The organism is Streptomyces sp. NBC_00569 (genome assembly GCF_036345255.1).
In the GTDB taxonomy this organism is placed as follows: Bacteria; Actinomycetota; Actinomycetes; order Streptomycetales; family Streptomycetaceae; genus Streptomyces.
The window spans coordinates 5,334,388-5,356,814 of sequence record NZ_CP107783.1 but is presented as its reverse complement, the minus strand read 5'-3'; the positions used below and the strand labels follow the sequence as shown (position 1 = coordinate 5,356,814).

General features: G+C 65.7%; 25 protein-coding genes, 1 tRNA gene and 1 pseudogene. 16 read left to right on the top strand and 11 right to left on the bottom strand.

The window, feature by feature from the left end:
• The first annotated feature begins 94 nt into the window (after positions 1-94).
• Positions 95-739, top strand: coding sequence for a LytR C-terminal domain-containing protein (locus OHO83_RS24125; RefSeq protein WP_266672156.1), 645 nt, complete (start codon positions 95-97; stop codon positions 737-739).
• A 67-nt stretch (positions 740-806) separates the two neighbouring features.
• On the opposite strand, the gene upp is transcribed toward OHO83_RS24125, so the two are convergent.
• The 3 genes from upp to OHO83_RS24110 all read right to left on the bottom strand — a co-directional run bounded on the left by upp (position 807) and on the right by OHO83_RS24110 (position 2,740).
• On the bottom strand, positions 807-1,442 hold the full coding sequence (upp, locus tag OHO83_RS24120; protein ID WP_330279785.1) for a uracil phosphoribosyltransferase: 636 nt from the start codon (positions 1,440-1,442) through the stop codon (positions 807-809).
• An 87-nt stretch (positions 1,443-1,529) separates the two neighbouring features.
• A complete protein-coding gene (locus OHO83_RS24115) occupies positions 1,530-2,000 on the bottom strand; it encodes an NUDIX domain-containing protein (protein ID WP_330279784.1) in 471 nt (156 codons plus the stop codon).
• On the bottom strand, positions 2,000-2,740 hold the full coding sequence (locus tag OHO83_RS24110; protein WP_330279783.1) for a helix-turn-helix domain-containing protein: 741 nt from the start codon (positions 2,738-2,740) through the stop codon (positions 2,000-2,002). The genes OHO83_RS24115 and OHO83_RS24110 overlap by 1 nt, the downstream gene beginning before the upstream one ends.
• Positions 2,741-2,872: 132 nt before the next feature.
• On the opposite strand from OHO83_RS24110, the gene OHO83_RS24105 reads away from it, so the two are divergent.
• Positions 2,873-3,061: a hypothetical protein gene (locus OHO83_RS24105; protein WP_330279782.1), complete on the top strand. Its 189-nt coding sequence runs from the start codon at positions 2,873-2,875 to the stop codon at positions 3,059-3,061.
• Between the two features lie 377 nt (positions 3,062-3,438).
• Here OHO83_RS24105 and OHO83_RS24100 read toward each other — a convergent pair whose 3' ends face one another.
• The 6 genes from OHO83_RS24100 to OHO83_RS24075 all read right to left on the bottom strand — a co-directional run bounded on the left by OHO83_RS24100 (position 3,439) and on the right by OHO83_RS24075 (position 10,771).
• Positions 3,439-3,789 (bottom strand): hypothetical protein, encoded by a 351-nt coding sequence (locus OHO83_RS24100; protein WP_330279781.1) that lies wholly within the window; start codon positions 3,787-3,789, stop codon positions 3,439-3,441.
• A gap of 63 nt (positions 3,790-3,852) precedes the next feature.
• Positions 3,853-4,074, bottom strand: a complete 222-nt coding sequence (locus tag OHO83_RS24095; RefSeq protein ID WP_330279780.1) for a hypothetical protein — start codon at positions 4,072-4,074, stop codon at positions 3,853-3,855.
• On the bottom strand, positions 4,067-4,966 hold the full coding sequence (locus tag OHO83_RS24090) for a hypothetical protein (protein WP_330279779.1): 900 nt from the start codon (positions 4,964-4,966) through the stop codon (positions 4,067-4,069). Before OHO83_RS24090 ends, OHO83_RS24095 begins: the two co-directional genes overlap by 8 nt.
• Before the next feature lie 1,151 nt (positions 4,967-6,117).
• Positions 6,118-6,693: a hypothetical protein gene (locus tag OHO83_RS24085; RefSeq protein ID WP_330279778.1), complete on the bottom strand. Its 576-nt coding sequence runs from the start codon at positions 6,691-6,693 to the stop codon at positions 6,118-6,120.
• 430 nt (positions 6,694-7,123) lie between these two features.
• The gene (locus OHO83_RS24080; protein WP_330279777.1) at positions 7,124-7,510 is read right to left on the bottom strand and encodes a hypothetical protein; all 387 of its coding nucleotides are present in this window, start codon (positions 7,508-7,510) and stop codon (positions 7,124-7,126) included.
• Between the two features lie 1,509 nt (positions 7,511-9,019).
• Positions 9,020-10,771 carry a recombinase family protein gene (locus tag OHO83_RS24075; protein ID WP_330280792.1) on the bottom strand — a complete coding sequence of 584 codons (1,752 nt, stop codon included), beginning with the start codon at positions 10,769-10,771 and terminating at the stop codon, positions 9,020-9,022.
• Between the two features lie 169 nt (positions 10,772-10,940).
• Here OHO83_RS24075 and OHO83_RS24070 point away from each other — a divergent pair, with 169 nt between their 5' ends.
• From OHO83_RS24070 to OHO83_RS24030, 9 genes are all read left to right on the top strand, one after another.
• Complete coding sequence (locus OHO83_RS24070; RefSeq protein WP_266672160.1) at positions 10,941-11,135, top strand: hypothetical protein; 195 nt, start codon at positions 10,941-10,943, stop codon at positions 11,133-11,135.
• A gap of 153 nt (positions 11,136-11,288) precedes the next feature.
• Positions 11,289-11,843, top strand: a complete 555-nt coding sequence (locus OHO83_RS24065) for a tRNA adenosine deaminase-associated protein (protein WP_266672162.1) — start codon at positions 11,289-11,291, stop codon at positions 11,841-11,843.
• A gap of 37 nt (positions 11,844-11,880) precedes the next feature.
• Positions 11,881-12,438 (top strand): tRNA adenosine(34) deaminase TadA, encoded by a 558-nt coding sequence (gene tadA, locus OHO83_RS24060; protein ID WP_266672164.1) that lies wholly within the window; start codon positions 11,881-11,883, stop codon positions 12,436-12,438.
• Positions 12,439-12,494: 56 nt separating this feature from the next.
• Positions 12,495-12,579 (top strand) — tRNA-Ser (locus OHO83_RS24055).
• A 210-nt stretch (positions 12,580-12,789) separates the two neighbouring features.
• Positions 12,790-12,966 carry a hypothetical protein gene (locus OHO83_RS24050; RefSeq protein ID WP_116512180.1) on the top strand — a complete coding sequence of 59 codons (177 nt, stop codon included), beginning with the start codon at positions 12,790-12,792 and terminating at the stop codon, positions 12,964-12,966.
• 31 nt (positions 12,967-12,997) lie between these two features.
• On the top strand, positions 12,998-13,291 hold the full coding sequence (locus OHO83_RS24045) for a Dabb family protein (protein ID WP_266672166.1): 294 nt from the start codon (positions 12,998-13,000) through the stop codon (positions 13,289-13,291).
• Between the two features lie 176 nt (positions 13,292-13,467).
• Positions 13,468-14,286, top strand: a complete 819-nt coding sequence (locus tag OHO83_RS24040; RefSeq protein ID WP_266672168.1) for an RNA polymerase sigma factor SigF — start codon at positions 13,468-13,470, stop codon at positions 14,284-14,286.
• 246 nt (positions 14,287-14,532) lie between these two features.
• Complete coding sequence (locus OHO83_RS24035) at positions 14,533-15,393, top strand: RNA polymerase sigma factor SigF (protein WP_227295863.1); 861 nt, start codon at positions 14,533-14,535, stop codon at positions 15,391-15,393.
• A gap of 69 nt (positions 15,394-15,462) precedes the next feature.
• Positions 15,463-16,266, top strand: coding sequence for a hypothetical protein (locus OHO83_RS24030; protein ID WP_266672171.1), 804 nt, complete (start codon positions 15,463-15,465; stop codon positions 16,264-16,266).
• A 105-nt stretch (positions 16,267-16,371) separates the two neighbouring features.
• Here the strand turns inward: OHO83_RS24030 and OHO83_RS24025 are convergent, their stop codons facing one another.
• Positions 16,372-16,581 carry a hypothetical protein gene (locus OHO83_RS24025; protein WP_116512176.1) on the bottom strand — a complete coding sequence of 70 codons (210 nt, stop codon included), beginning with the start codon at positions 16,579-16,581 and terminating at the stop codon, positions 16,372-16,374.
• Positions 16,582-16,755: 174 nt separating this feature from the next.
• Between OHO83_RS24025 and OHO83_RS24020 the strand changes: the two genes are divergently transcribed.
• The 5 genes and pseudogenes from OHO83_RS24020 to OHO83_RS24000 form a co-directional block, all read left to right on the top strand.
• Positions 16,756-17,250 carry a MarR family winged helix-turn-helix transcriptional regulator gene (locus OHO83_RS24020; protein WP_116512175.1) on the top strand — a complete coding sequence of 165 codons (495 nt, stop codon included), beginning with the start codon at positions 16,756-16,758 and terminating at the stop codon, positions 17,248-17,250.
• Between the two features lie 13 nt (positions 17,251-17,263).
• Positions 17,264-19,804 carry an MFS transporter gene (locus tag OHO83_RS24015; RefSeq protein ID WP_266672174.1) on the top strand — a complete coding sequence of 847 codons (2,541 nt, stop codon included), beginning with the start codon at positions 17,264-17,266 and terminating at the stop codon, positions 19,802-19,804.
• A gap of 232 nt (positions 19,805-20,036) precedes the next feature.
• Positions 20,037-20,855 (top strand): YceI family protein, encoded by an 819-nt coding sequence (locus tag OHO83_RS24010; protein WP_266672176.1) that lies wholly within the window; start codon positions 20,037-20,039, stop codon positions 20,853-20,855.
• Between the two features lie 46 nt (positions 20,856-20,901).
• Positions 20,902-21,372 carry a PPOX class F420-dependent oxidoreductase gene (locus tag OHO83_RS24005; RefSeq protein WP_266672178.1) on the top strand — a complete coding sequence of 157 codons (471 nt, stop codon included), beginning with the start codon at positions 20,902-20,904 and terminating at the stop codon, positions 21,370-21,372.
• Positions 21,373-21,446: 74 nt separating this feature from the next.
• Positions 21,447-21,545, top strand: a pseudogene (locus OHO83_RS24000) (PPOX class F420-dependent oxidoreductase); the annotation flags it as partial.
• Between the two features lie 21 nt (positions 21,546-21,566).
• On the opposite strand, the gene OHO83_RS23995 reads toward OHO83_RS24000, so the two are convergent.
• Entirely contained in the window at positions 21,567-22,352 is a 786-nt protein-coding gene (locus tag OHO83_RS23995) for a TetR/AcrR family transcriptional regulator (protein WP_266672180.1), read from the bottom strand.
• Positions 22,353-22,427: the final 75 nt, after the last annotated feature.

Sequence of the window (22,427 nt, the reverse complement as noted above, 5' to 3'; positions counted from 1 at the left end):
GCCATGGGCCCGCGTTGACCCTTTCGGGTAGTACCTGGCGCGGGCCAATGATCATTTAGTAGGAATCACCGCCGGGGCGCACTACGCTGCGCCCATGAGCATGCTCACTCCCCCCGGCATGGGCGGCAAGTACCGCATCACGGGAGACAAGTATCCGCGTATGCGCCGGAGCCGCGGGCGCAGCAGGATCGTGCTCGCCGTCGTCGCCTCCGTCGTGGCGGTCGGCCTGATCGGCTGGGGCACTCTGCAGCTGATCGACGTCTTCACCGGTGGCGGCGACAGGGCCTCGGCCGCGGGCGCCACCGGCGACTGCCGGACGAAGGCCTCCGCATCGTCCTCCGCGAGCCCGAAGATCCTGCCGAAGCCCGGCCAGGTCACGGTCAACGTCTTCAACGCCACGCCCCGCAGCGGCCTCGCCAAACAGACGGCGGACGAGCTGAAGAAACGTGGCTTCACCATCGGCGACGTGGGCAACGCGACGAAGGCGTACGACAAGAAGGTCAAGGGCCCCGGGCTGCTGCTCGGCGCCAAGGGCGCCACCGATGCCGCGCTGCCGGTCCTCGGCACACAGCTCTCCGGCGCCGAGCTGAAGACCGACACCCGCGCCAAGCCGGCCGAGGTCGACCTGATCATCGGCACCGCGTTCAAGCAGCTCACGACGAAGGCGGACGCCGACAAGGCCCTGGCCGCGCTGGCCAAGCCCTCACCGACGTCCGCCACGTCGAAGAAGCACTGCTGAACTGCTGAACCGAATGAACCGCTGAACCGAACGGCCGGGATCCCGCGAGGGGGCCCGTACGGGGTGGCTACTCGGCCGCCCCGTACATCCGGTCGCCCGCGTCGCCGAGGCCCGGGACGATGTACCCGTTCTCGTTGAGCCGCTCGTCGACCGAGGCCGTCACGACCGTCACCGGCGTGCCGGCGAGCTCGCGCTCCATGATCTCCACGCCCTCGGGGGCGGCGAGCAGCACCACGGCCGTCACGTCGTCCGCGCCGCGCTTGATCAGCTCCTGGATCGCCGCGACGAGCGTGCCGCCGGTGGCCAGCATCGGGTCGAGGACGTAGACCTGGCGCCCGGACAGGTCGTCCGGCATGCGTGTCGCGTACGTGGACGCCTGGAGCGTCTCCTCGTCGCGCACCATGCCGAGGAAGCCCACCTCGGCGGTCGGCAGCAGCCGCACCATGCCGTCGAGCATGCCGAGACCGGCCCGCAGGATCGGCACGACCAGGGGCCGCGGGTAGGAGAGCTTCACGCCGGTCGTGCCCGAGACCGGGGTCTCGATGTCGACCTGCTCGGTGCGCACGTCCCTGGTGGCCTCGTACGCGAGCAGGGTGACCAGCTCGTCGGCGAGGCGCCGGAAGGTCGGGGAGTCGGTGCGCTTGTCGCGCAGCGTGGTGAGTTTGTGCGCCACCAGCGGGTGGTCGACAACATGCAAACGCACAATACCTCCAAGGGTCTGAACAGCGAAGATGGTCGCTCCCAGCGACCCTTGACACCAGGCTACCGGCGCTGAGGCGGTATGCCCTGATCAGCCCAGGTAGGGGACTTCCCGACCGTCCAGGAAGTGACTCAGCCTCAGTCGTTGCGTGTGGTGCATGTCGAGGGAGTCAAGGTCACCAGGGGCCACCCATCGGAGTTCCAGGGACTCGTCTGAGACGGCCAAGGTCCCGCCGACGAGGCGAGCCCGGAAGCACACGTTGAACTGTCGGCGCACCTCTCCGTCGGTGTACGCGATCACGTGCCGAGGGTCGGTGTAGGTGCCGACGAGACCAGTGATCTCGACGTCTAGCCCGGTCTCTTCCTTGACCTCCCGGACGGCCGCTCCGGGGAGACTGTCGGCCATCTCCATCCCACCTCCCGGCAGAGCCCACAGGCCGGAGTCTGAGCGCTTCTGGAGAAGGATGCGGCCCCGGTCATCGGTCACCACGGCAGAGGCCGCTACAACCAAGCTGTTGGGCTCGGGGGCTTTGGGGTCGTCGTAGTACTCAGTGCGTGCCACTAACTGACCTCCTGGGCCGTCGACCAGACGGCATCAAAGCTCTGTGCGTACGCGTCGAACATGGCCCCACCCTCTGTGCGGCGGAGGTGCCAGACAGGCGCACCGTACGCGTTCACGCCCCAGACGTGGGCGTTGACCAACACCTGATCGTCTACCCGGTAGAGGCTGTTGTAGAGGGTGGTCCCGTGGGTCCGGATCTCCACTCCTGGGACTCCGACCAAGGGCCGGTAGTGGAGCAGTGCCAGACGGCATCGCGATTCGATCCCGTGCCCGAACTTCTCTTCCTGGCCACGGAGTTGGACGTTTGGGGAGTCGGCGTCACCTAGACAGATACGCACCTGGCATCCGGCCTCTGCCTTCTCCCTCAGTAGGTCGTTGAGTCGGGGGTACGCCTCATGCAGGAAGACGGCTGCATAGACAAGCACGTCGACCCGCTCCTGTGCCGACGACAGAAGGTCGATGAACGCGGACACCGGGAGGTCTGCCCGCTGCTCGTAGAGGGCCACTAGCTCAGGGCTCACGGCCCGTGCCGACCGGGCCTGCCTCAGGGCTGGCCACAGTGCGTGGATGTCCTCCCCCAGGGCCTCAGCCGCCTTGACGGCCGTAGCCCTCCTGGGAACCCTCCCCAGGTTCACCCACCTTTCGACGCTCTTCGGATCAACTCCCGTTGCCTCAGCCAGAGTTGCGTGCGTCCAACCGCCTGCTACCAACGTCGCCCGTAGCCGCTCGTTGCCAGCCATGGCGTCACCCCCTCCTGGTGGTCTCGTGGGGACGTTCTACCCCCATCGGGACGTCCCGAAGTGGGCTTTGCGTGCAGTTCCTACGTCCTAGTTACCGGCCGGACCATGAACCCCCAGTGAGAGGAGTCGGGGATGGCAGTTACAGCAGAGACCAACGCACGCCGGGGCGAGTACGTGACCTACGCCCCCAAGGGGGAGAAGTGCGCCGACTGCATGAAGGAGTTGAAGAGCCTCGACCGCGTATGGCGGATCACTGTCGAGCGGGTTTCGGGACCCCCGGCCCTTGGCCCCTATCGGCATTACGAGAAGTGCCCTAAATAGGAGGCGGTCACATGCTGGCCCCTATCGCCCCCGCCATGCCGATCACCATGCTTGACCCTGAGTTTCCGAGGACTGCGACGGCGAGCAATAACAGCAGGCCCCCGGAAGGGGGACGGCCAGCGAACCAGCAGCAGCCGTCACCACAAGAGAAAGAGAAGGCCCTCTACCGGGATCGGTAGGGGGCTTTCCCTATTGGGTAGCACTCTCTCGTGCCCGACTTTCCCATGGTTCGGGTAGGGGAACGGTCCCATCGAATTCATGCCACTTCGCCCACGCCGGAGGATCGACCTCTAGATCGGCTGCGTAGAACTGCATGAGCCGTTCAACCTCTAGCTTTCGCTCGTACTCTTCGTCTTCCTGCTCAATCCAGAAGGCCATTACTGGTACCTCCTACTCGCATTCTTCCGATTCTGCTCGGAACGAGTGAGCTTACGAGTACCACCAGCACTCTCCGGAATCTCAATACGGTTGAGTAGAGCACTAGCACTGGTCCTCTGCTTGCGGGCCTCCTCGATCAAAGGGTTCATAACCTGCATCCCCTTACGGTTTCCACCCTCGATCATTACGCCGTCACGGCGCACCCGATTGTCCAGAGACTCTGCCTCTGCCAGGTGATGTGCAGCCTGCTCGATATTGAGCAGGTCATTAGGGGATAGCCCGAGGCCGGCTGAGGCATACTGGAAAATCAGCCTTTCCCTGTACTCGTCTACCTTCTTCTTCACTGCCATTAACCCTCCAAAGGGACTACAAAAAGAGGGGACCCCATTGCGGGGCCCCCTCGGGTTACTCACTCACAGGAACTTGATGGGCGTCCTGCTGTCGTTATCAATCGAGATATCCAGAGGGCTGGCACTACCGGTCGGATCCATCCCACCAGCACCGAGGAAACCGGACGTCTCCTCACCCTCGGTCTGCCAGTCGTCGAAACTGCGGATAGGAGAACTAATCTCTCCTCGCTGGTATCCACGGTGCCGCTTGATGAACTCTCGTGCTTCCTTCATCTGATCAGACATTCGCAACCTCCATCTTGGCCTGAGCGGCACGACGGGCGTAATCCTGCTTCTCGTCCTCGGTGAGCTGAGAAACCGACCACTTCCGGATACCGTCACCCGGAATGGTGACTGACTCAAGCTTCGCAAGAGCATCACCAGTGGTGAATTCGGCAGCACTACCGGCAATCACATTCGGGTCCATGCCCCCACGCCCCAGCTTCACCGGCTCGACAAACGCGACTCCATCAGGATCAGCGAAAGCATTCGGCAGCTTGTTGATAACAGCATCACGAGCAGACAGGGCCTCACGGAGAAGAGCGGCAGCCTTAGCAGCATCCTTGTTCCGCTGCTCGATTTCCTTGTTCGCCCAGACTCGGTAAGACTCCGTGCGGTACAGGCGCTGGTATTCGAGCTCCAGGACATCGCGAGTCTCGTGCGCCAGACGGGCGCCAGTCGTGATAGCGGACTCAAGCCTATTCAGCTCCGCGTGAGAGCCGGACAGGTCATCGTGAACGATAGGAGCCGGGGCATCCTTCCCGGCCTCCACAGCGGCAATCAGGGCCTTTTCGTGGTCCTGCTCATTGGTGGCCCTCCGAGCCACAGAGTCCAGGAACGCAACCATCTGGATCTGATGCGAATCAATCTGCTTCTCAACGTAACTCAGTCGCTTAGTAAGCTCCGCTCCCACCTTCTTCACCCCAGTATCATCAGTGGAATGCTCCTGGTATCCGACTGCAAGAGAGGGGATCTCAAAAGGCTTTCGCTTGGTGGGATCGGTCAGATAATCGAGCTTGTCGGCAAGCTTACGGTTCTCCCTTTCCAACTGGTTCACATGAGCCTGATTCACGGGCTGATCCCGGTACTCAAGGGACGGAACATCAAAGTCAAGGATGGGGTTAAAAGTCTCAGGCATGGTTGTTCTCCAATTCATTCAGTAGATCGTCTGCAATCTCAGCCGCTTGCTCCTGCTTCTTCAATTCGTTCTGTTCCTGCTTGGCCCGCTTACGGGCCTGCCGCTCAAGCTGGAATCTCTGGAGCCAACCACGAGGGCCCCGCTCAATCAGCCCCAGGAAGTCACCGGCGGGGCCGCTGTATGCCCGTACGGAGCCGTCTGGGGTAGCCGCAAGGGAAAACCCCACCGCTGCTCCGTTAGCCGCTCCCGGAACCGCTGGTATCACGTGGTGAAGCACACGGGCCGAGTAGGTGAGTCGGACCGGTACCCGATCCTCGGAAGTCTTGAGATCGGGACTCTTATAGAACACGACCCGAGCCCCCTTCGGCTCAAGCAGCCGAGGCACTGCGCTAGCGCTCATCGGTGGACTCCTCCTTAAGCTGCTGTTGGGCAATAGCCAAAGAATCCATCCACCCGTTCATCCTCTTGGGATTCACCCTTCCCGGCTGATGACTGTTGTGGCACCCCGTGTGGTGAGTCCGCTGGGGTGCGATGCGGGCGAAGTACTTCTCTTCAGGGCTCAGGGAGTCCCAATCAATGCACTCCCACTTGGTGCAAGGTGTAACGCTGCCAGTCGTCATGCCGCGTCCTCGGTCCGGGGGAATGTGGGCCGCTGGTACTTCCTAGACCAGTTCTTAGACCACTCACTCTTACATTCCCGGCACCAGGGCTGACGCCCCTGCGAATGGACTGAGCTAAGACCGAACTCGGTGAGCACCTTGTCGAACTGACACTTTGAACATGTCTTCGTAAGCCGCATAAGAACCACCTTTCTTGTGATCCGTCGGATCAATTAGAGGCAAATGAAAAGACCCTCCTGGGGTGAGCAGTCCCAGGAGGGCCAATCCACTGAGGAGAAAGAACAACGAGACGCTAGGTACACATACCAGCGAACTAAGTGGACCCCAGAGGGGCGAGACTCTGTGGCCCCCGAGAGGGCGAGGGGGTGACATAACCGACTCCCTCTCAACCACTCTGAATAAATCCCAGGAAGCTCCGATACTCTCCACTGCAATTTGCGCTACGGTCTGGCCGGCGGGAACGTCCTCCCTGGTCAACATCAGTGACCAACCGCCCAGCGGGCTTCGTCGTTTGCTGGCAGGAACCAGCGGCTAGCGAACTCGACGGCGGGAGTTCCACACGCTCCGAGACTGGGCGTACTGGTCCACGCTCTTACCGCCTACAGCGGGGGACCCAATCCACACAGCCTTATCGGGCTTGGACGGAACATCACCCGGACTGGACTTCTTAGGCCGGTAGCTCAGATTGCGGTGTTCACCAACCTTGATTCCGTGGTATCGCAAACGCTCCGTACGGGCCTCAGCCGCTTTCTGATGGGCGGTGCACCACTTCCTAGGGTTACCGCGCCCACGGCGCTCCTCCGGGGCGTACAGCTCCTTCACGCACCCCGCCCAATGACAGAACTCCATCACCTCAGAAGTGTTGCCCTCCAGGGCAAAGCCAGTGTTCTCAGGAGTCCCCATCTGGAAGAGGTCAGACAGCGTTAGGTCATCGTCGTCATCGTGGAGAGTGAGCCAGTCAGCGGCTCCCCGGTCCCCCACCATGAACCGGTGCCATGTAGGGCAGCGGTCGCTATCGCTAGTGGTACTGCTGAACTCAGGATCATTCTTCTTCAGCCACTCAAGCGTGGCCTTGTCATCTGCACTCAACATCGTCTCAACGCTCATATTGTTCTCTCCCATCAGGAAGGGGGTCCCCGATCGAGACACCCCTGCTTCTTCCTCATACTTCAATTATCTCAGTAGCCACTGACAATCAGCGGGGCCGAATAGGCGGCGCAACATTCCACCGGAGGACAGACAGGAGTTAGCTCCTGGCTTGTGCCGACGGAGGAAGACTAAGCGCAGTCCGGCAGGACAGAGCTACTGAGCATCTGGGTTGAAGATGCGACTGAGATAGCCGCCAAAAGCGGCTACACCATCTGGACATGAGAAAGACCGGCCCCGCCAAGCGCGGGGACCGGCCTTATCCCTACTTCCAGTAGCTCTAGGTGGAAGTCCCTAGATGGACTTCCCTAGGTGTAAAGACACTAGATGGTGTATCTATGAGACACCCCTCCGTAGATTCATGGGCATGGGGTGTCTGTGAGACACATGGTCAGATACGCCGCTTCACGTCGTCCAGCTCGTGACCATGACCATGCCTCGGAATGGTGAGCCAGTACTCGTCTGCCAGACGCTTACCGCTCTCATCCTTCTTGGTTCCTCCGCCAGTCCAGTTGCGGTGGAGCCAGCCTTCCTCGCGGCCATACCTGAGTGCTCGATTCACAGTGGACCGAGATGCACAAGTGACCTCCTGAAGGAGAGATTCACCCGGCCGGGCATTACGGCCAGTCTCAAAGTCAGAGAAGAACGAGAGGGCAGTAAGCACGCCCTTGTATGCGGCGGGAATATCGGGGCAGTTCCACAGCTCCCGCTCCCACTCATACCGCCCCATGGACCGCACACGCTTAGTGCTCTTCTCCGATCCGGTGAGAGAAGACACCGGGGCCGTCTCCTTAGGCTCCACAGCGGGCAGCGTGGGAGTCTCCTCGACGGCAGGCGCATGGGTGATAGGAGCACGGGTCGACTTACGACCGGGGCAAGGGTTGTTATCAGAGCAATGAGTGCTCGGATCGAACGGATCAAACTGGAAGGTACAGGGTCCGTCATGAAATGTATCAATAGCAGTAGCGCTCACGTCATGTCTCCAGTCATAGAAAAAGGGGCCCGGCCGAATGCCGAACCCCTAGGTGTGGGATAATAGAAATAGAAGGACCCCGGACACTTTCCCTGTCCGGGGTCTTTCGTTTCTTCAGTTGTTGAGCTGGCGACCGATTAGGCGGCAGACAGCTCCGCCTGGAACGCCTTCTGAGCGGCAGCACCCTCCGGAGTTGCAAGGTACTCAGCCGCATAGACGGCCGATGCGTAGTCGATGTCGAACACCTCGGTCACTCCGATTCGACCGGTAGGCGTCCCGTCCGGAAGCGGGCCCCCCTTGTGCCAATCCAGGGGTGCCCACGCATGTCCCTCCCTGTCCGTCCAGCCGTCAGGCTCTCCGTCCGGGCCATATGCCGGGGTGGCTTCGATCTCAGAGATATTCATTTCTATTCCTCCTGATTTTGGGTGCACTAGCCCCTTGGTCAAAGTGGTGTCCAGCCTCAATGGTTAAGATCGGACACTGTGAAAGACACCGAACATGCCCAGAAGGTTGCACCGAATAGCTGTGATCTGGGTCACCAGTTCTTTAGATACTTAGAACTCTAACTATCTAAATAAGTCGGCACCGGCTCTGACCAGGAGGGAGGGGGGATACCCCTAAGGCACGGGCACCATGACCACGCCTCTCCGGCCACCAGAAAGACCCGTGAGCGTCCCTCTGGAATCCCGCTACTTCCCGGGGCGCCTGGCTCCCTACCTAGCCAGCCACGCCCCCACCACGGCCAGTGGCCTCCCCGTCGGTGTCTGCGGCCCCCAGGGACCGCCGTGACGCTCCTGGAGTCAGGATGGAAATGGAGCCAGGACCGTAGGTCTCTGGGCACCTGAGGCGTACAGCAACAACACTCCCGTCCTCATTGGTCACCCTCCCGTTCACAGATCGGCTCAAGCCGCAGTCAGTTCGCGAGTCAAGAGGCAGGGCCTAGCCCTAATGCCTAGGGCCTACCCAGAGAATCCAAGAGCGCTAGAACCAGCACTCATCAAGGCTTATCGAAATGGTTTATCGATCCGCTCGTTTCAACGTTTCGCTTTTCTCGTTAAGCGTCACGCTTGGGTGCCCATAGGGGTACGGGGGGAGGGGGGAGGGTCCGGGTGCACGCCTTACGCTGATCGGGACGTCATAGCAAGCGCCCCTCTGCGAGCAAATTCCTGAACCCCCTTTTCCGGAGGCTACGACCCTTGGTGTTACTGGGGTGCAGCCCTATTTGCCTAGCACTACACCCCGGCGTGACGCGCACTGGAAATGAGAAAGGCCCCGGCCAGTAGAACCGGGGCCCCTCGTAGTGACTACCTTCGATTATTCAGAGTTTGCCAGTCTCTCCATCTGTCGCTCCCTCCATGCCTGCGCTGACTCGTAGGCCCGCTCAAGTGCGGCGCCCTGCGTTTGGGAGATCCTCAGGAGTGCAGCCCTCTCCTGCTCCTTGGTCAGGTTGAGTACCTGGAACCCGTAAGGCGGAAGTTCATCGTCCGGGATTCCCATAGCCGTAGCAGCCTTGATGAAGTCACCGAACCAGATGTAGGCAGCCCGCTCCTTCGGGTCGACTCCTGAGCGCCAGAACCCAACCATCACGTTGTGCTCTATCAGGTATTCCCGCTGCTCCTCGGTCGTCATACCTTCCCACTTCTGGCGGAAGGTACGGCCGGTAGGAACGTAGTCGACGGTATCCGGGATTACCGGCTTGCTCTCAAGTTCCTTGATTCGGACCAGGATGTTCCTGCGCTTCTTGAAGTACGATTCCCGGTCGTCGTCGTACCAGCCCTCTTCGTCTTCCTTCTCAATTCGGACGAGACGAGTCCTGTACTGCTCCAATTCTTGCGTGTGATCCTGCCCCTTGGTCTTGACCGCTTTAACTTCTTCGCGGTCCCCCAGGTGCAGCATCAGTGCGGAGTTTACGAACTCTTCCAATTGCTCTTTCTCGATGTACCCAGGCTCACTGCACTGGCTGGCCTTAGTCGAGGAAGAGCAGCGGTACCTCTCGTAGGTCTTGGTCCCGCTCTTGAGCTTGTGGGTCACCCGGTTGACGGTCGCCCTCTGACCGCAGGTCCCGCACTTCCCCACACCGCTCAGCCGGGCCACCCCGCTACGGGCCCTCTGGGGCTTGGAGGCTCGCTCCCCGATCTTGTCCAGGATCTCTGTGCGCTCAGCCTCAGTGAAGATCGGTTCTGCCGTGAACATCACGGGGTCACCGTTGTCCAACTCGGCGACCCGGACCGTGCCAGTCTCCTTGTCGGTGTACTCAAGCTGTCCTGCACAAGAGAGCTTCTGGAATTGGCGGCTTAGGGTCGATGGGTGCCACTGGATCCCCTGCGGTTCCCTCTGCCTCTTCTTGGTCCCTGGGAGCGCCGGAAGAGTGCGCTCATGGTCCCGCCAAGTCAGGACCTCCCGCTCGTTCAGATCAGCGGCGATCTTCCGTAGTGGCTCACCGTCCAGGACCCGGCGCGCCACCTCTCGGAGCAGCTCGGCGTAGGCCTTCTCCTGAACCAGCTTGTAGTGGATCTTGTCTCCGACCTGGATCGGGGTGGGCTTGTACCCGAAGGGCAGGTTGCCCCCTGCCCACATGCCGTTGCGTCGGAGGTAGTCACGGGAGTCCAGGGCGCGCTGGCGGATCTTCCGCAGTTCTCCCGCCGCCTGGGTGGCCTTGGCATAGGCGATCAGGCGTCCCGTCTCGGTGGTGAGGTCGAAGGAAGGGTCATCCTCGACGAACACGCCCTTCTTCCAGTCCATGACGTCTTTCACGAACGCCATGAAGTGGAGGTCATCACGACCTAGACGGTCCTGGGTGCTGATCCAGATGGCATCCCAGTCGTCCCGCTTGTCCTCGGCCAGCCAGGGGCCGAGCTCCGGGCGGTCCTTCAGGTCGATGGAGCCTGACACTGACCGGTCTTCCGTGGCGTGGACCAGACGCGCCCACGGGTTCCGGTGAAGCCAGCTCTTCAGTTTCTCGTGCTGCCTCTCGATGGACGTGCTGGCGTCGTCGTCCAGGGAGATACGAAGGGCCGCCAGGATGCGGACCGGGGCGCCGTCTCCGCTAGTTCTTGCAGGTGACATGGGCACTGTTCAGCCTCTCTTGCTGATTCTGTGTGCTAGTGCGTTGTCGGGTGGTCGACGACGTGGATCCGCATGTCCTCAACAGTAACCGGGTCCGGGCCGCGCCCGTGCTGGCATCAAACCCGCCATCGGAGGGAACGTGGAAATGGCGGACTGGGGTGGTGTGCCTATGCCGGATCAGGGACAGCACGACCGGGGACAGGACCCGGAGCGGGAGGGGACCGAGGACGAGCGCCTGCGCCGACGCGCCCAGTTCCTGCGGGAACTCCGGGAGGCGCGGGAGCTGCGCGACCGGGTCCGTCCACGCCGTGCCAGGGCGGCACGGATGCGGCAGCAGATGCGCATGCGCACGTTCCGCTGGTGACGCCGCGCGAACACAGCGGGCGGAAGACCTCTCCTGAAGCGATGGTTTCTGCCACGATTCCGATTGGGCGGGGCTCGGAACTGCACACCCCGCCTTCCGAGTCCGCCGGGGGGAACTCCAACCGGCACACCTGAGACCAGTGGGAGAGTCACGGTGTACTTCGCCGCACTGCTCGCGCGCACCGAAGACGGGTGGGAAGCGAGCGATACAGAGCTCGACGACGTGGAGGCCCTGTCGGATCTGACCGACCTGGCCCGTGAAGCCTCGGCCGGCGGTGCCGAGGACGACACAGTGCTCGTCTTCATCGAACAGGAGGACGCCTGGTTCGGCGTCCTCCGTGTGGACGGCGAGGAGGATCCTCGTATCTACGTCTCCGACGCGGCAGCGGCCGCCCGGAGTTCGTACGGCGAGATCCTGCTCACCGACGAACTGCTCGGAAAGGATCCCGACCAGGACGAGCTGGATGCCCTGGACCTCGACGGGACCGAGGACGGCGAGCCCGAACCGGCCGACGAGGACGATGCCGGGGACGACGACGTGGCGGCCGCCACCGACGAGGCCGTGCCCGTGGGCCCGATCGGGGACCGGCTGATCCTCGCCGACCTCGGAGTCTCCGAGAGGGAGCTCCTCGCTCTCGACCCCAACGACGCCCTCAGCGAGATCGCCGAGGTCCTGGGAGCGGCGGAGGTCCTCGAAACGGTCCGATAGGTCCCGCCATCCATCATCTGCCCATCCCTCCACGACGATGCCGGTGCCGGCCACGGTCGGCTACATTCCGCCCGTGAACACCGCAGAACAGGCACCGGACCCCGTACGCGACCCCTGGCGGCAGGCCATGCGCCTCGCCGTCCGGGAGGCGCGGCTCGCCGCCGAGGGCGGTGACGTGCCCGTGGGGGCCGTCGTGCTCGCCCCGGACGGCACGACGGTGCTCGCCTCGGGGCACAACGAGCGCGAGGCGACCGGGGACCCGACCGCGCACGCGGAGGTGCTCGCGATCCGGCGGGCGGCCGCGGCGCTCGGGGAGTGGCGGCTCACGGGGTGCACGCTCGTCGTGACCCTGGAGCCGTGCACGATGTGCGCGGGCGCCCTCGTGCAGTCCCGGGTCGACCGGGTCGTCTACGGGGCGCGCGACGAGAAGGCCGGGGCGGCCGGGTCCCTGTGGGACGTCGTCCGCGACCGGCGCCTCAACCACCGCCCCGAAGTGATCGAGGGCGTGCTCGCGGACGAGTGCGCGCAGCAGCTCACGTCCTTCTTCCGGGACCGCCAGCCGGGGCGCCGGAACACCCCGCGGGCGGGCCTGTGACGGGCCTCCCGGATACGGATTTCGGACCACGCCCAACTTGGGCTAGGATCTCTCTCGGTAGCGTGTCCGAGCGGCCGAAGGAGCTCGCCTCGAAAGCGAGTGTGGGGAAACTCACCGAGGGTTCAAATCCCTCCGCTACCGCTGACAACGCCCCTCTTCCCCGGGTCACCGGAGAAGAGGGGCGTTCTGCGTGTCCGGCCATGTCCAGCCGCACGCAGACCGATCGGGCAAAACGCCCCGCCCGCCGGGCCGTTGACGGGAAAACCGGATAACCGGATGAACAGACGTCCGGGATACACTCACGCCCGGCAACAGGGGTCACACGGGACACGGGCACGGGGAGGCCAGAGCGTGGTGCAGACGAAAAAAATAGGTCTCTTCGTCGTCGTCGTGTTCGTCCTCTATGTGATCATCACGGACCCGGCCAAGGCCGCGGACTACGTCCAGATAGGCTTCGAGGGCGTCTCGACCGCCGCTCAGAGCATCGGCGACTTCATGACCTGGGTCGTCAACGGCGGCGGGAACTGAGCTACCTCGTCAGCGTCTGCAAGGAGTGCCCGTGATCCGCCATCTGGTCCTCTTCAAGCTCAACGAGGGCGTCGAGCGCGACGAGCCTCGCGTCGTCGAGGGCGTCAGGGCCTTCCGCGCACTCGGCGGGCAGATCCCGGAGCTGACGTTCTGGGAGTGCGACTGGAACATCACCGACCGCCCCATCGCGTACGACTTCGCCATCAACTCGGCGGTCGAGGACACCGATGCGCTCAAGCGGTACATCGAGCACCCGGCACACCAGGCGGGCGTCGCGCAGTGGCGCGAGTTCGCCACGTGGGTGATCGCGGACTACGAGTTCTAAGAGAATCGCACGGCAAAGCGGCCCTTCACCGGAACGGTGAAGGGCTTTTCTGTGCCCTATGCCCCAACTTGCCCTTCAACACGTACTTATGCGGTGCTTGCACACAGTGCACCTGTCTTGTGATGCTATGACCGCTTTTGACGGATGAGTTGACGGACGAGCTGACGGAGACAGAGGTGGCGTTGACCGTGCCGGCCAGTACAGCGCCTCAAGCACCGCCGCCCGCGAAGAGCCGGGGCGCCGACACCCGCGCGCTCACCCAGGTCCTCTTCGCCCAGCTCAAGGATCTGCTGCCGGGGACTCCCGAGCACACCACGGTGCGTGCCGCCCTCATCGAGGCCAACCTCCCGCTCGTGCGGTACGCGGCGGCCCGCTTCCGCAGCCGCAACGAGCCGATGGAGGACGTCGTCCAGGTCGGCACGATCGGGCTCATCAACGCGATCGACCGCTTCGACCCCGAGCGGGGCGTGCAGTTCCCGACGTTCGCGATGCCGACCGTCGTCGGCGAGATCAAGCGTTACTTCCGCGACAACGTGCGCACGGTCCACGTGCCGCGCCGGCTCCATGAGTTGTGGGTGCAGGTGACCGGCGCGACCGAGGACCTCACCACGGCGTTCGGGCGCACCCCCACCACCGCGGAGATCGCCGAGCGCCTGCGCATCGCCGAGGACGAGGTCCTGGCCTGCATCGAGGCCGGGCGCTCGTACCACGCGACCTCGCTGGAGGCGGCCCAGGAGGGCGACGGGATGCCCGGCCTGCTCGACCGGCTCGGCTACGAGGACCCGGAGCTCGACGGCGTCGAACACCGCGATCTCGTACGGCATCTGCTCGTTCAGCTGCCCGAGCGTGAGCAGCGGATCCTGCTGCTGCGCTATTACAGCAATCTGACGCAGTCACAGATCAGCGCGGAATTGGGCGTTTCCCAGATGCATGTGTCAAGACTGCTGGCCAGAAGCTTCGCGCGGCTCAGGTCCGCAAACAGGATCGAAGCGTAACCGGAACGGGTGGAGTGCCTTTCCCGGCACTTCCCCGCCGAAATACGTCAGTTCCCCGCCACACCCCCCTTTTCCTGCACCGATTCACCCCATCCATGTCGACATGTCACTACAGCGTGTTGCCGACATGTGACATTCTGCTGGAACCGCGTTTGCCGCAGCCCCGCCTCCGGTATTCAGGTGGAGGCTGCGTTCCTTCCAGACGGGAGCGCCCGCCGCGTCCGTCCGCGACCTCAAGGGGGTGGCATGTCCGCAGACCAGGGCAGCTCGAAGGTGCTCACGCTCAGCAAGAGCGCGTCCGCGCCCGACGTGCTTCACAGCTCGCCTGTATCCGGGGCTTCCGAAGCCATCGACACCCGCACCCTGTCCCGCTCCCTCTTCCTGCGGCTCGCCGCACTCGACGAGAACAGCCCCGAGCGTGCCTACGTGCGGGACACCCTCATCGAGCTGAACCTCCCGCTGGTCCGGTACGCGGCGGCGCGCTTCCGCAGCCGTAACGAACCGATGGAGGACATCGTCCAGGTCGGCACGATCGGCCTGATCAAGGCGATCGACCGCTTCGACTGCGAACGCGGCGTGGAATTCCCGACGTTCGCGATGCCGACCGTCGTCGGCGAGATCAAGCGCTTCTTCCGCGACACGTCCTGGTCGGTGCGGGTGCCGCGCCGCCTCCAGGAGCTGCGGCTCGCGCTGACCAAGGCGAGCGACGAGCTGGCCCAGAAGCTGGACCGCTCGCCGACCGTGCCCGAGCTGGCCGCGGTGCTCGGCGTCTCCGAGGACGACGTGGTCGACGGGCTCGCGGTGGGCAACGCCTACACCGCCTCCTCCCTCGACTCCCCGGCGCCCGAGGACGACGGCGGCGAGGGCTCGCTCGCGGACCGCCTCGGCTACGAGGACACGGCCCTGGAAGGCGTGGAGTACCGCGAGTCGCTCAAGCCGCTGCTCGCCAAGCTTCCGCCGCGCGAGCGCCGCATCATCATGCTGCGCTTCTTCGCGAACATGACGCAGTCGCAGATCGGCGAGGAGGTCGGCATCTCGCAGATGCATGTGTCGCGCCTGCTCACGCGGACCCTGTCGCAGCTCCGGGAAGGCCTGATCGCCGACTGAGGCACCGCGCGCGGCGCCGGTGCCGTTGACGGGGTTCCGAATTGACGGACCGTCAGAGACACTGGCGCGATGCGACGAGGATCGATACGCGGCCGCCGAGGCGCCCTGACGGGCGCGACGGCGGCCGTGGTCTGCCTGGGCGGTCTCCTTGCGGCGTGCGGGGGTTCCGGCGGCGGGGACGGTTATGTGGCGGTCGGTGCGGCCGGTGCCACGCCCGACAGGACTCCGGGACGCACGGTGGCGCCGACCGGTGACGTGGAGCTGGTGCCGCTGGACGGGGCCGCCTCGGATCCGCCGGGCCCGTCGGAGTCCGGGACGGGCAGCGGCGAAGGTGGTGGCGGCAACAAGTCCCCCGGTGGCGGCAGCAGTTCGGGGGACGGGGGCGCCGGGGCCGGAGCGGAAGCGCGTACGGGCAGTGGCTCCGGGACACCCGAAGCATCAGGACCCGACGGGTCCGGGCAGCCGTCCACCGGCGCGGGCGGATCCGGCGGCGGGTCCGGCGGCAGTGAATCCGGCGGCTCCGGCGGGTCGACGAGCACGCCGTCCGCCCCCGCCACCCCGAGCGGGCCGGCCGCCCTCAAGGTCGGGGACCCGGAGCGCAAGGCCGCGGACAAGCGGTGGTGCGAGGACGTGACCCTGGACATGGTCAACACCGGTGGCACCGCGGTGCGTTCGGGCACGGTGACCTTCGGGACGCACATCATCGGCGCGCTCGGCATCGACTGGGCCACCGTCGAGTCCACCCAGGACCTCCCTGTGCCGATCGACGCGGGGAAGCGGAAGAAGAAGACCTGGACGGTGTGTGTCGACGCCTGGCGGGTGCCGCTCGGCATGCACGTGGAGACGCGGGACGTCTCCGTGACATGGAAGTGAACGGCTCTCCGGCGAAGAGTGGTGAGCCGGCTCTCCGGTGAAGGGGAAGTGCGCGGCTCTCCGGCGAAGAGAAGTGCGCGGCTCTCCGGCGAGAGCCGCGGCGACCTACTTGAGGGCCAGCCAGGCCACGCCGGCCACGATGACGACGGCGAGCACGATGCCGATGATCAGACCCGCGCCGGGTCCCGACTTCGCCGGGGCAGCCTGCTGGCGCGACTGCGAGGCCGGTTCATCGACGAAGGCGCGGAACATCTGGGTGCTCCCCGCGGGGTCGTAGTTGCCTTCGGGGGCCGGGCCCTGGGGGTTGTGTGCCATGGGGAAGGACCCTAGCGAATACGTGCGGGCGACGCCACACCCATGCTGAGCTGCGGCTTTACATGTGCAACCCCTCCCCTTTACTTGGTTTTTAGGCTCGAACACCCCTTTTCGTTTGCCTGCGGCAACCAACTGTCTCTATGGTTGCCCTAAGCAACGAACGTAGGAGGTGCCGTGGCCGAGCAGAGTCAGTACGAACAGCTCGCCCGACAGTTCAGTGCCTTCGGTGCCGTCAAACGAGACCTCGCGCGGTCCCTGCCGCACGACTGTCCGGCCGGCTCGGCCGCGGTCCTCATGCTTCTCGGCCAGTACGGCGAGATGCGGATGAGCCGCCTGGCGGAGCTGCTCGCCGTAGACATGTCCGTGACCAGCCGCCACGTGGCGCACGTCGCCGAACGCGGCTGGATCGACCGGTCGCCCGACCCCGCGGACAAGCGCTCCCGCATCCTCAGCCTCACCGAACAGGGCGTGAAGCAGATCGAACTGCTCTCCGAGCGGTCGACCGAACTGCTCGCCTACCGGTTGAGCGACTGGTCCGACGACGAGGTCGGACAGCTGATCGCGATGATGAGCCGGCTCCGCGACAGCTTCGGCGACTGCCGATACACACCGCGACTCGCGCAGGCACTTCCGGATGCCACCGAAGAGACCACCCGTACACCCGCTTAAGTAAAGGAACCCCATGGCAACAACCACACCGGCAGGTGTGCGGGGCAACCACGCCAAGCATGGAGGCGCAGCCCCCGGCAGCGGCGCTCCGATGACACACAAGCAGATCATGGAGGCGCTGTCCGGGCTGCTGCTCGGCATGTTCGTCGCGATCCTGTCGTCGACGATCGTCACCAACGCGCTTCCCGAGATCGTCGGCGACCTCGGCGGCGGCCAGTCCGCCTACACCTGGGTCGTCACCGCCTCGCTGCTCGCGATGACCGCGACGACGCCCCTGTGGGGCAAGCTCGCCGACATCTTCAGCAAGAAGGCGCTCGTACAGATAGCCCTGATCGTCTACGTGGGCGGCTCGGTCGTGGCCGGACTCTCGCAGAGCCCGACCATGCTGATCGCCTGCCGCGTGGTGCAGGGCATCGGCGTCGGCGGCCTGTCCGCCCTGGCGCAGATCGTCATGGCCGCGATGATCTCCCCGCGTGAGCGGGGCCGTTACTCCGGCTACCTCGGCGCGACCTTCGCCGTCGCCACCGTCGGCGGCCCGCTGCTCGGCGGTGTCATCACCGACACCTCGTGGCTCGGCTGGCGCTGGTGCTTCTACGTCGGCGTGCCGTTCGCGATCATCGCGCTCATCGTTCTGCAGAAGACGCTGAAGCTCCCCGTGGTCAAGCGGGACAACGTGAAGGTCGACTGGGCCGGTGCCTTCTTCATCACCGCCGCGGTCTGCACCCTGCTCCTGTGGGTGACCTTCGCCGACGACAAGTACGACTGGCTCTCCTGGCAGACCGGCGCGATGGTGGGCGGCGCCGTCGTCCTCGCGCTGATCTTCATCTTCGTGGAGACCAAGGCCGCGGAGCCGATCATCCCGCTGCGGCTCTTCCGCAACCGCACCATCACGCTCGCCTCGATCGCCTCGCTCTTCGTGGGTGTCGCGATGTTCACGGGCACCGTGTTCTTCTCGCAGTACTTCCAGCTGGCGCGCGGCAAGTCACCGACGATGTCCGGTGTCATGACGATCCCGATGATCGGCGGCCTGTTCGTCTCGTCGACCGTCGCGGGCCAGATCATCACCAAGACCGGCAAGTGGAAGGCGTGGCTGGTCTCCGGCGGCGTGCTCATCACGGCGGGCCTCGGACTGCTCGGCACGATCCGCTTCGACACCCCGTACTGGCGCGTCGCGATCTTCATGGCGCTCATGGGTCTCGGCATCGGCATGATGATGCAGAACCTCGTGCTCTGCACCCAGAACCAGGTCGCTCCTGAGGACATCGGTTCGGCCAGCTCCACGGTCACCTTCTTCCGCTCCCTCGGTGGTGCGATGGGTGTCTCGGCGCTCGGTTCGATCATGGCGACGCGCATCACGCACTACGTCAAGGACGGCCTGGCCGACCTCGGCCCCAAGGGCGCTGCCCTGGGCCACGGCGGCACCGGCGGCGGCGCCATCCCGGACCTGGACAAGCTCCCCGCGCCGCTGCGCACGATCATGGAGAGCTCGTACGGGCACGGCATCGCGGACGTGTTCCTGATCGCCGCTCCGATCGCGCTGCTCGCGCTGATCGCCACGCTGTTCATCAAGGAGATTCCGCTGCGTACGTCGAACTCCCAGGCGGTTCCGGCCGCCGAGGCCGAGGCCGAGGCGCTCGTTGCCGCGGCCGCGGGTGCCGGCGCTCCCGAGGCGCCGGAGCTCGTTCCGGCCATGGCCGCTGCGGTCTCCGAGCCGGCCTCCGACGGCGCGACCCAGCGTCTGCAGGCGGTCGCCACGACGGCGGGCAGCGTCCCGGCGACGGCGTCCACCGGTGGCGGCACCCCGGTCCGCGGCTTCGTCCGCGGCTCCGAGAGCGCCCCGGTCCCGCGGGCCGCGGTCACGCTGATCTCGCTCGGCGGACGCCAGCTGGGCCGCGCGGTCTCCCAGGGCGACGGCGCCTACGGCCTCGACGCCCCCGGCGCGGGTTCGTACGTCCTGATCGCCTCGGCCGACGGCTACCAGCCGCAGGCCTCCACGGTCGTCGTCGGCGAGGAGCCGGTCGCGTACGACATCCTGCTCAGCGGCACCAGCGGCCTGAGCGGTGTCGTGAAGTCCGTGGACAGCAAGCTGCCGGTTCCCGGCGCCATGGTCATCGTGACCGACGTCCGCGGTGACGTCCTCGCCACCGGACTCTCCGGCGAGCAGGGCGAGTTCACCTTCGCCGAGCTGGTCCCGGGTGCGGTGACCGTGGCGGTCACCGCGGCAGGACACCGTCCGCTCGCGCTGCCCGTCGAGGTCGGCGGCACCGGGGTCACCCGGGTCGAGATCGGGCTGCACTCCGGCGCGCAGGTCGCCGGTGTGGTCCGGGCCGCGGGCGGTCCGCTGAACGACGCGCGGGTCACGCTCGTCGACGCGGCGGGCAACGTGGTCGCCTCGGCCACGACCGGTCACGACGGCGCGTACGCCTTCACCGATCTGGACAGCGGCGAGTACACGGTCATCGCGACCGGATACCCGCCGGTGGCCACCGGTCTGACGGTCAACGGCGGCGGCGCCGAGGGCCACGACATCACACTCGCCCACCCCGGCGAGTGACGACCCCGGGCAGGGGCGCGCTTCGAGCGGAGACGCGCCCCCGCCCGGTAGTGGGAAAGGGACCCCGGAACCGGTGGCGGCACTACGGCAGGGGACGGCCGGCCGCCACCGGACCGGGGTCCGGCCCGTTTACGGGCCATCGACCAAGGGGCCTCAGCCATCGGCCGAGGGCCCCAGCGGCGGGCGACACGTCCGCGAGAGCGGCGCCGGTATTCCGGCGCAAGGGAGAAGCATGGGACTGAGCGCGCGGATCCGTACCAAGGACGGATGGGCTCTGCCGCACGCCGTCGTGACGGTGACCGACATGACGGGTGCGCAGGTGCTGCGGGCCGAGGCCGACGACGAGGGGGCCGTGCACGACGCGGTGACCCTGACTCCGGGCCCGTACGTGGTGATCGTGACGGCTGTCGGTTACGCGCCGACGGCGTCCACGGCGATGGTGACGGCGAGCGGCCGTGCCGACGTCGGCACGGTGGTCCTGGCCCGGCAGGGCGGCGCGGAACTGCCGCCGCCCGGACCGTGGACGATCGACCCGGTGCACTCCTCGGTGGGCGCGGTCGCACAGCACCTCGGCATCTCGAGCGTGCACGGCCGGTTCACGGAGTTCGGCGGCCGGATCGAGATCGCCCAGGACGTGGAGAAGTCGCGGGTGGAGGCGGTCATCAAGGCGTCCTCCATCGACACGGGCAACGGCATGCGGGACGGGCACCTGAAGACGCCCGACTTCCTGGACGTCGAGACGTTTCCGGAGATCACTTTCCGCTCGACCGGCCTGGAGCCGGCCGGGTCCGACCGCTGGACCGTGCACGGCGAGCTGACGCTGCACGGCGTCGTACGGCCCGTGGACCTGGACCTCAGCTACCTCGGCACGGGCGCGGACCCGTGGGGCGGCACCCGGGCGGCGTTCCGGGCGACGACCGAGCTGAAGCGCGAGGACTTCGCGATGAACTACAACCAGGTCGTCCAGGCGGGCATCTCCGCCATCGGCACGACGCTGAAGGTGGAGCTCGACATCCAGGCCGTGCAGGGGGACGCGCTGCCGCAGATGTGAGGCGGGTTCGAGCGCGGGCGCCGCCGACCGTCGTAGGGTGCGGGACATGGCACCCAGCATCGCGACCAACACCCGTGTCTCCCTGGACGAGTTGCTCGACTTCGTCCGCCCGCGCCACCGCGCGCTCCTGCTGACCGCCCGCACCGACGGAACCCCGCAGGCCTCCCCCCTGACCTGCGGGGTCGACGACTCCGGGCGGATCGTCGTCTCCACCTATCCCGAACGCGCCAAGACCCGTAACGCCAAGCGGAATCCGCGGGTGAGCGTGGTCGTCCTGAGCGACGACTGGAACGGCCCGTGGGTGCAGATCGACGGCACCGCGGAGGTCATCGACTCACCCGAGTCGGTCGAGCCGCTGGTCGAGTACTTCCGCAACATCTCGGGCGAACACCCGGACTGGGACGAGTACCGCGCAGCGATGCTCAAACAGGGCAAGTCCATCATCCGGATCACACCCGAGCGGTGGGGACCCGTGGCGACCGGCGGATTCCCAGCGGCTCTCGCCCCGAGCGAGTAACCAACGGCGGACGGAGCCCGACGCAGCGCCCCGAAGCCTGCGAAGCAGCGCGAGAGACGCAAAAAAAAGGGGCCCGCGCAGCGATGCTCAAACAGGGCAAGTCCATCATCCGGATCACACCCGAGCGGTGGGGACCCGTGGCGACCGGCGGATTCCCGGCGCGCCTGGCCTGAGCACCCGGCCCGGCACACGCTCTAGCGCGAGGGCTGCCGCCGGGCCGCGACCATCGTGTCGATGCCGGCCACCAGCAGGTCGAGCGCCACCTGGAAATCGGCCTCGCGGATGTCCTCCACCTTGTGGCCCTCGGTGCCCGCCATCAGCGCCCGCGCGTTCTCGTAGTCCTCGGCCATCTCCGGAGCCAGCTCGCCGAAGGCGCCCATCGCGTGGTGGTAGTACTCGTCCTGGGTCATCCCGGCGTCCGCGCAGCGCTGTACGAAGTGGCCCTCGATGGTCCCGTACCCGTACACGAACTGGAAGACGGCGGCGATCGCGCCCCGCTGGCCCTGCAGGTCGAGGCCGGTGTCCTCGATGATGCGCTGCACCTGGCGCGAGAACGCCAGCGAGTGCGGGCCGATGTTGAGGAAGTGGCCCGTGAGCGGGGAGGTCCAGGGGTGGCGCACCAGGCTCGCGCGGTACACCCCGGCGAGCTGCCTCAGCGGGGTGCGCCAGTCGCCGCCCGGCGCCGCGGGCTCGGGCAGTTCCATCTCGCCGAAGACGCGGTCGAGGGCCAGTTCCAGGAGGTCGTCCTTGGTGTCGACGTACCAGTAGACGGACATCGCGGTCACGCCGAGCTCGGCCGCGAGGCGGCGCATCGAGAACTTGGCGAGGCCCTCGGCGTCGAGGAGTTTCACGGTGGCCGCGGTGATTCGCTCCCGGTCGAGCGTGCTGGGCGCCTCGCTCCGGCGGGTACGCGGCGTCTTGCCCTCCAGCCAGACGCTCGTCCGCGCCGGACGTCCCGCACGGTCGGCTGCCTTCGCCATGGCGCACCTTCCCAAAGTCCTCGTACCGGCCCGGTTCCGGCAGCGGACCGGAAGGGCCCGGTCCGCCACCACCGA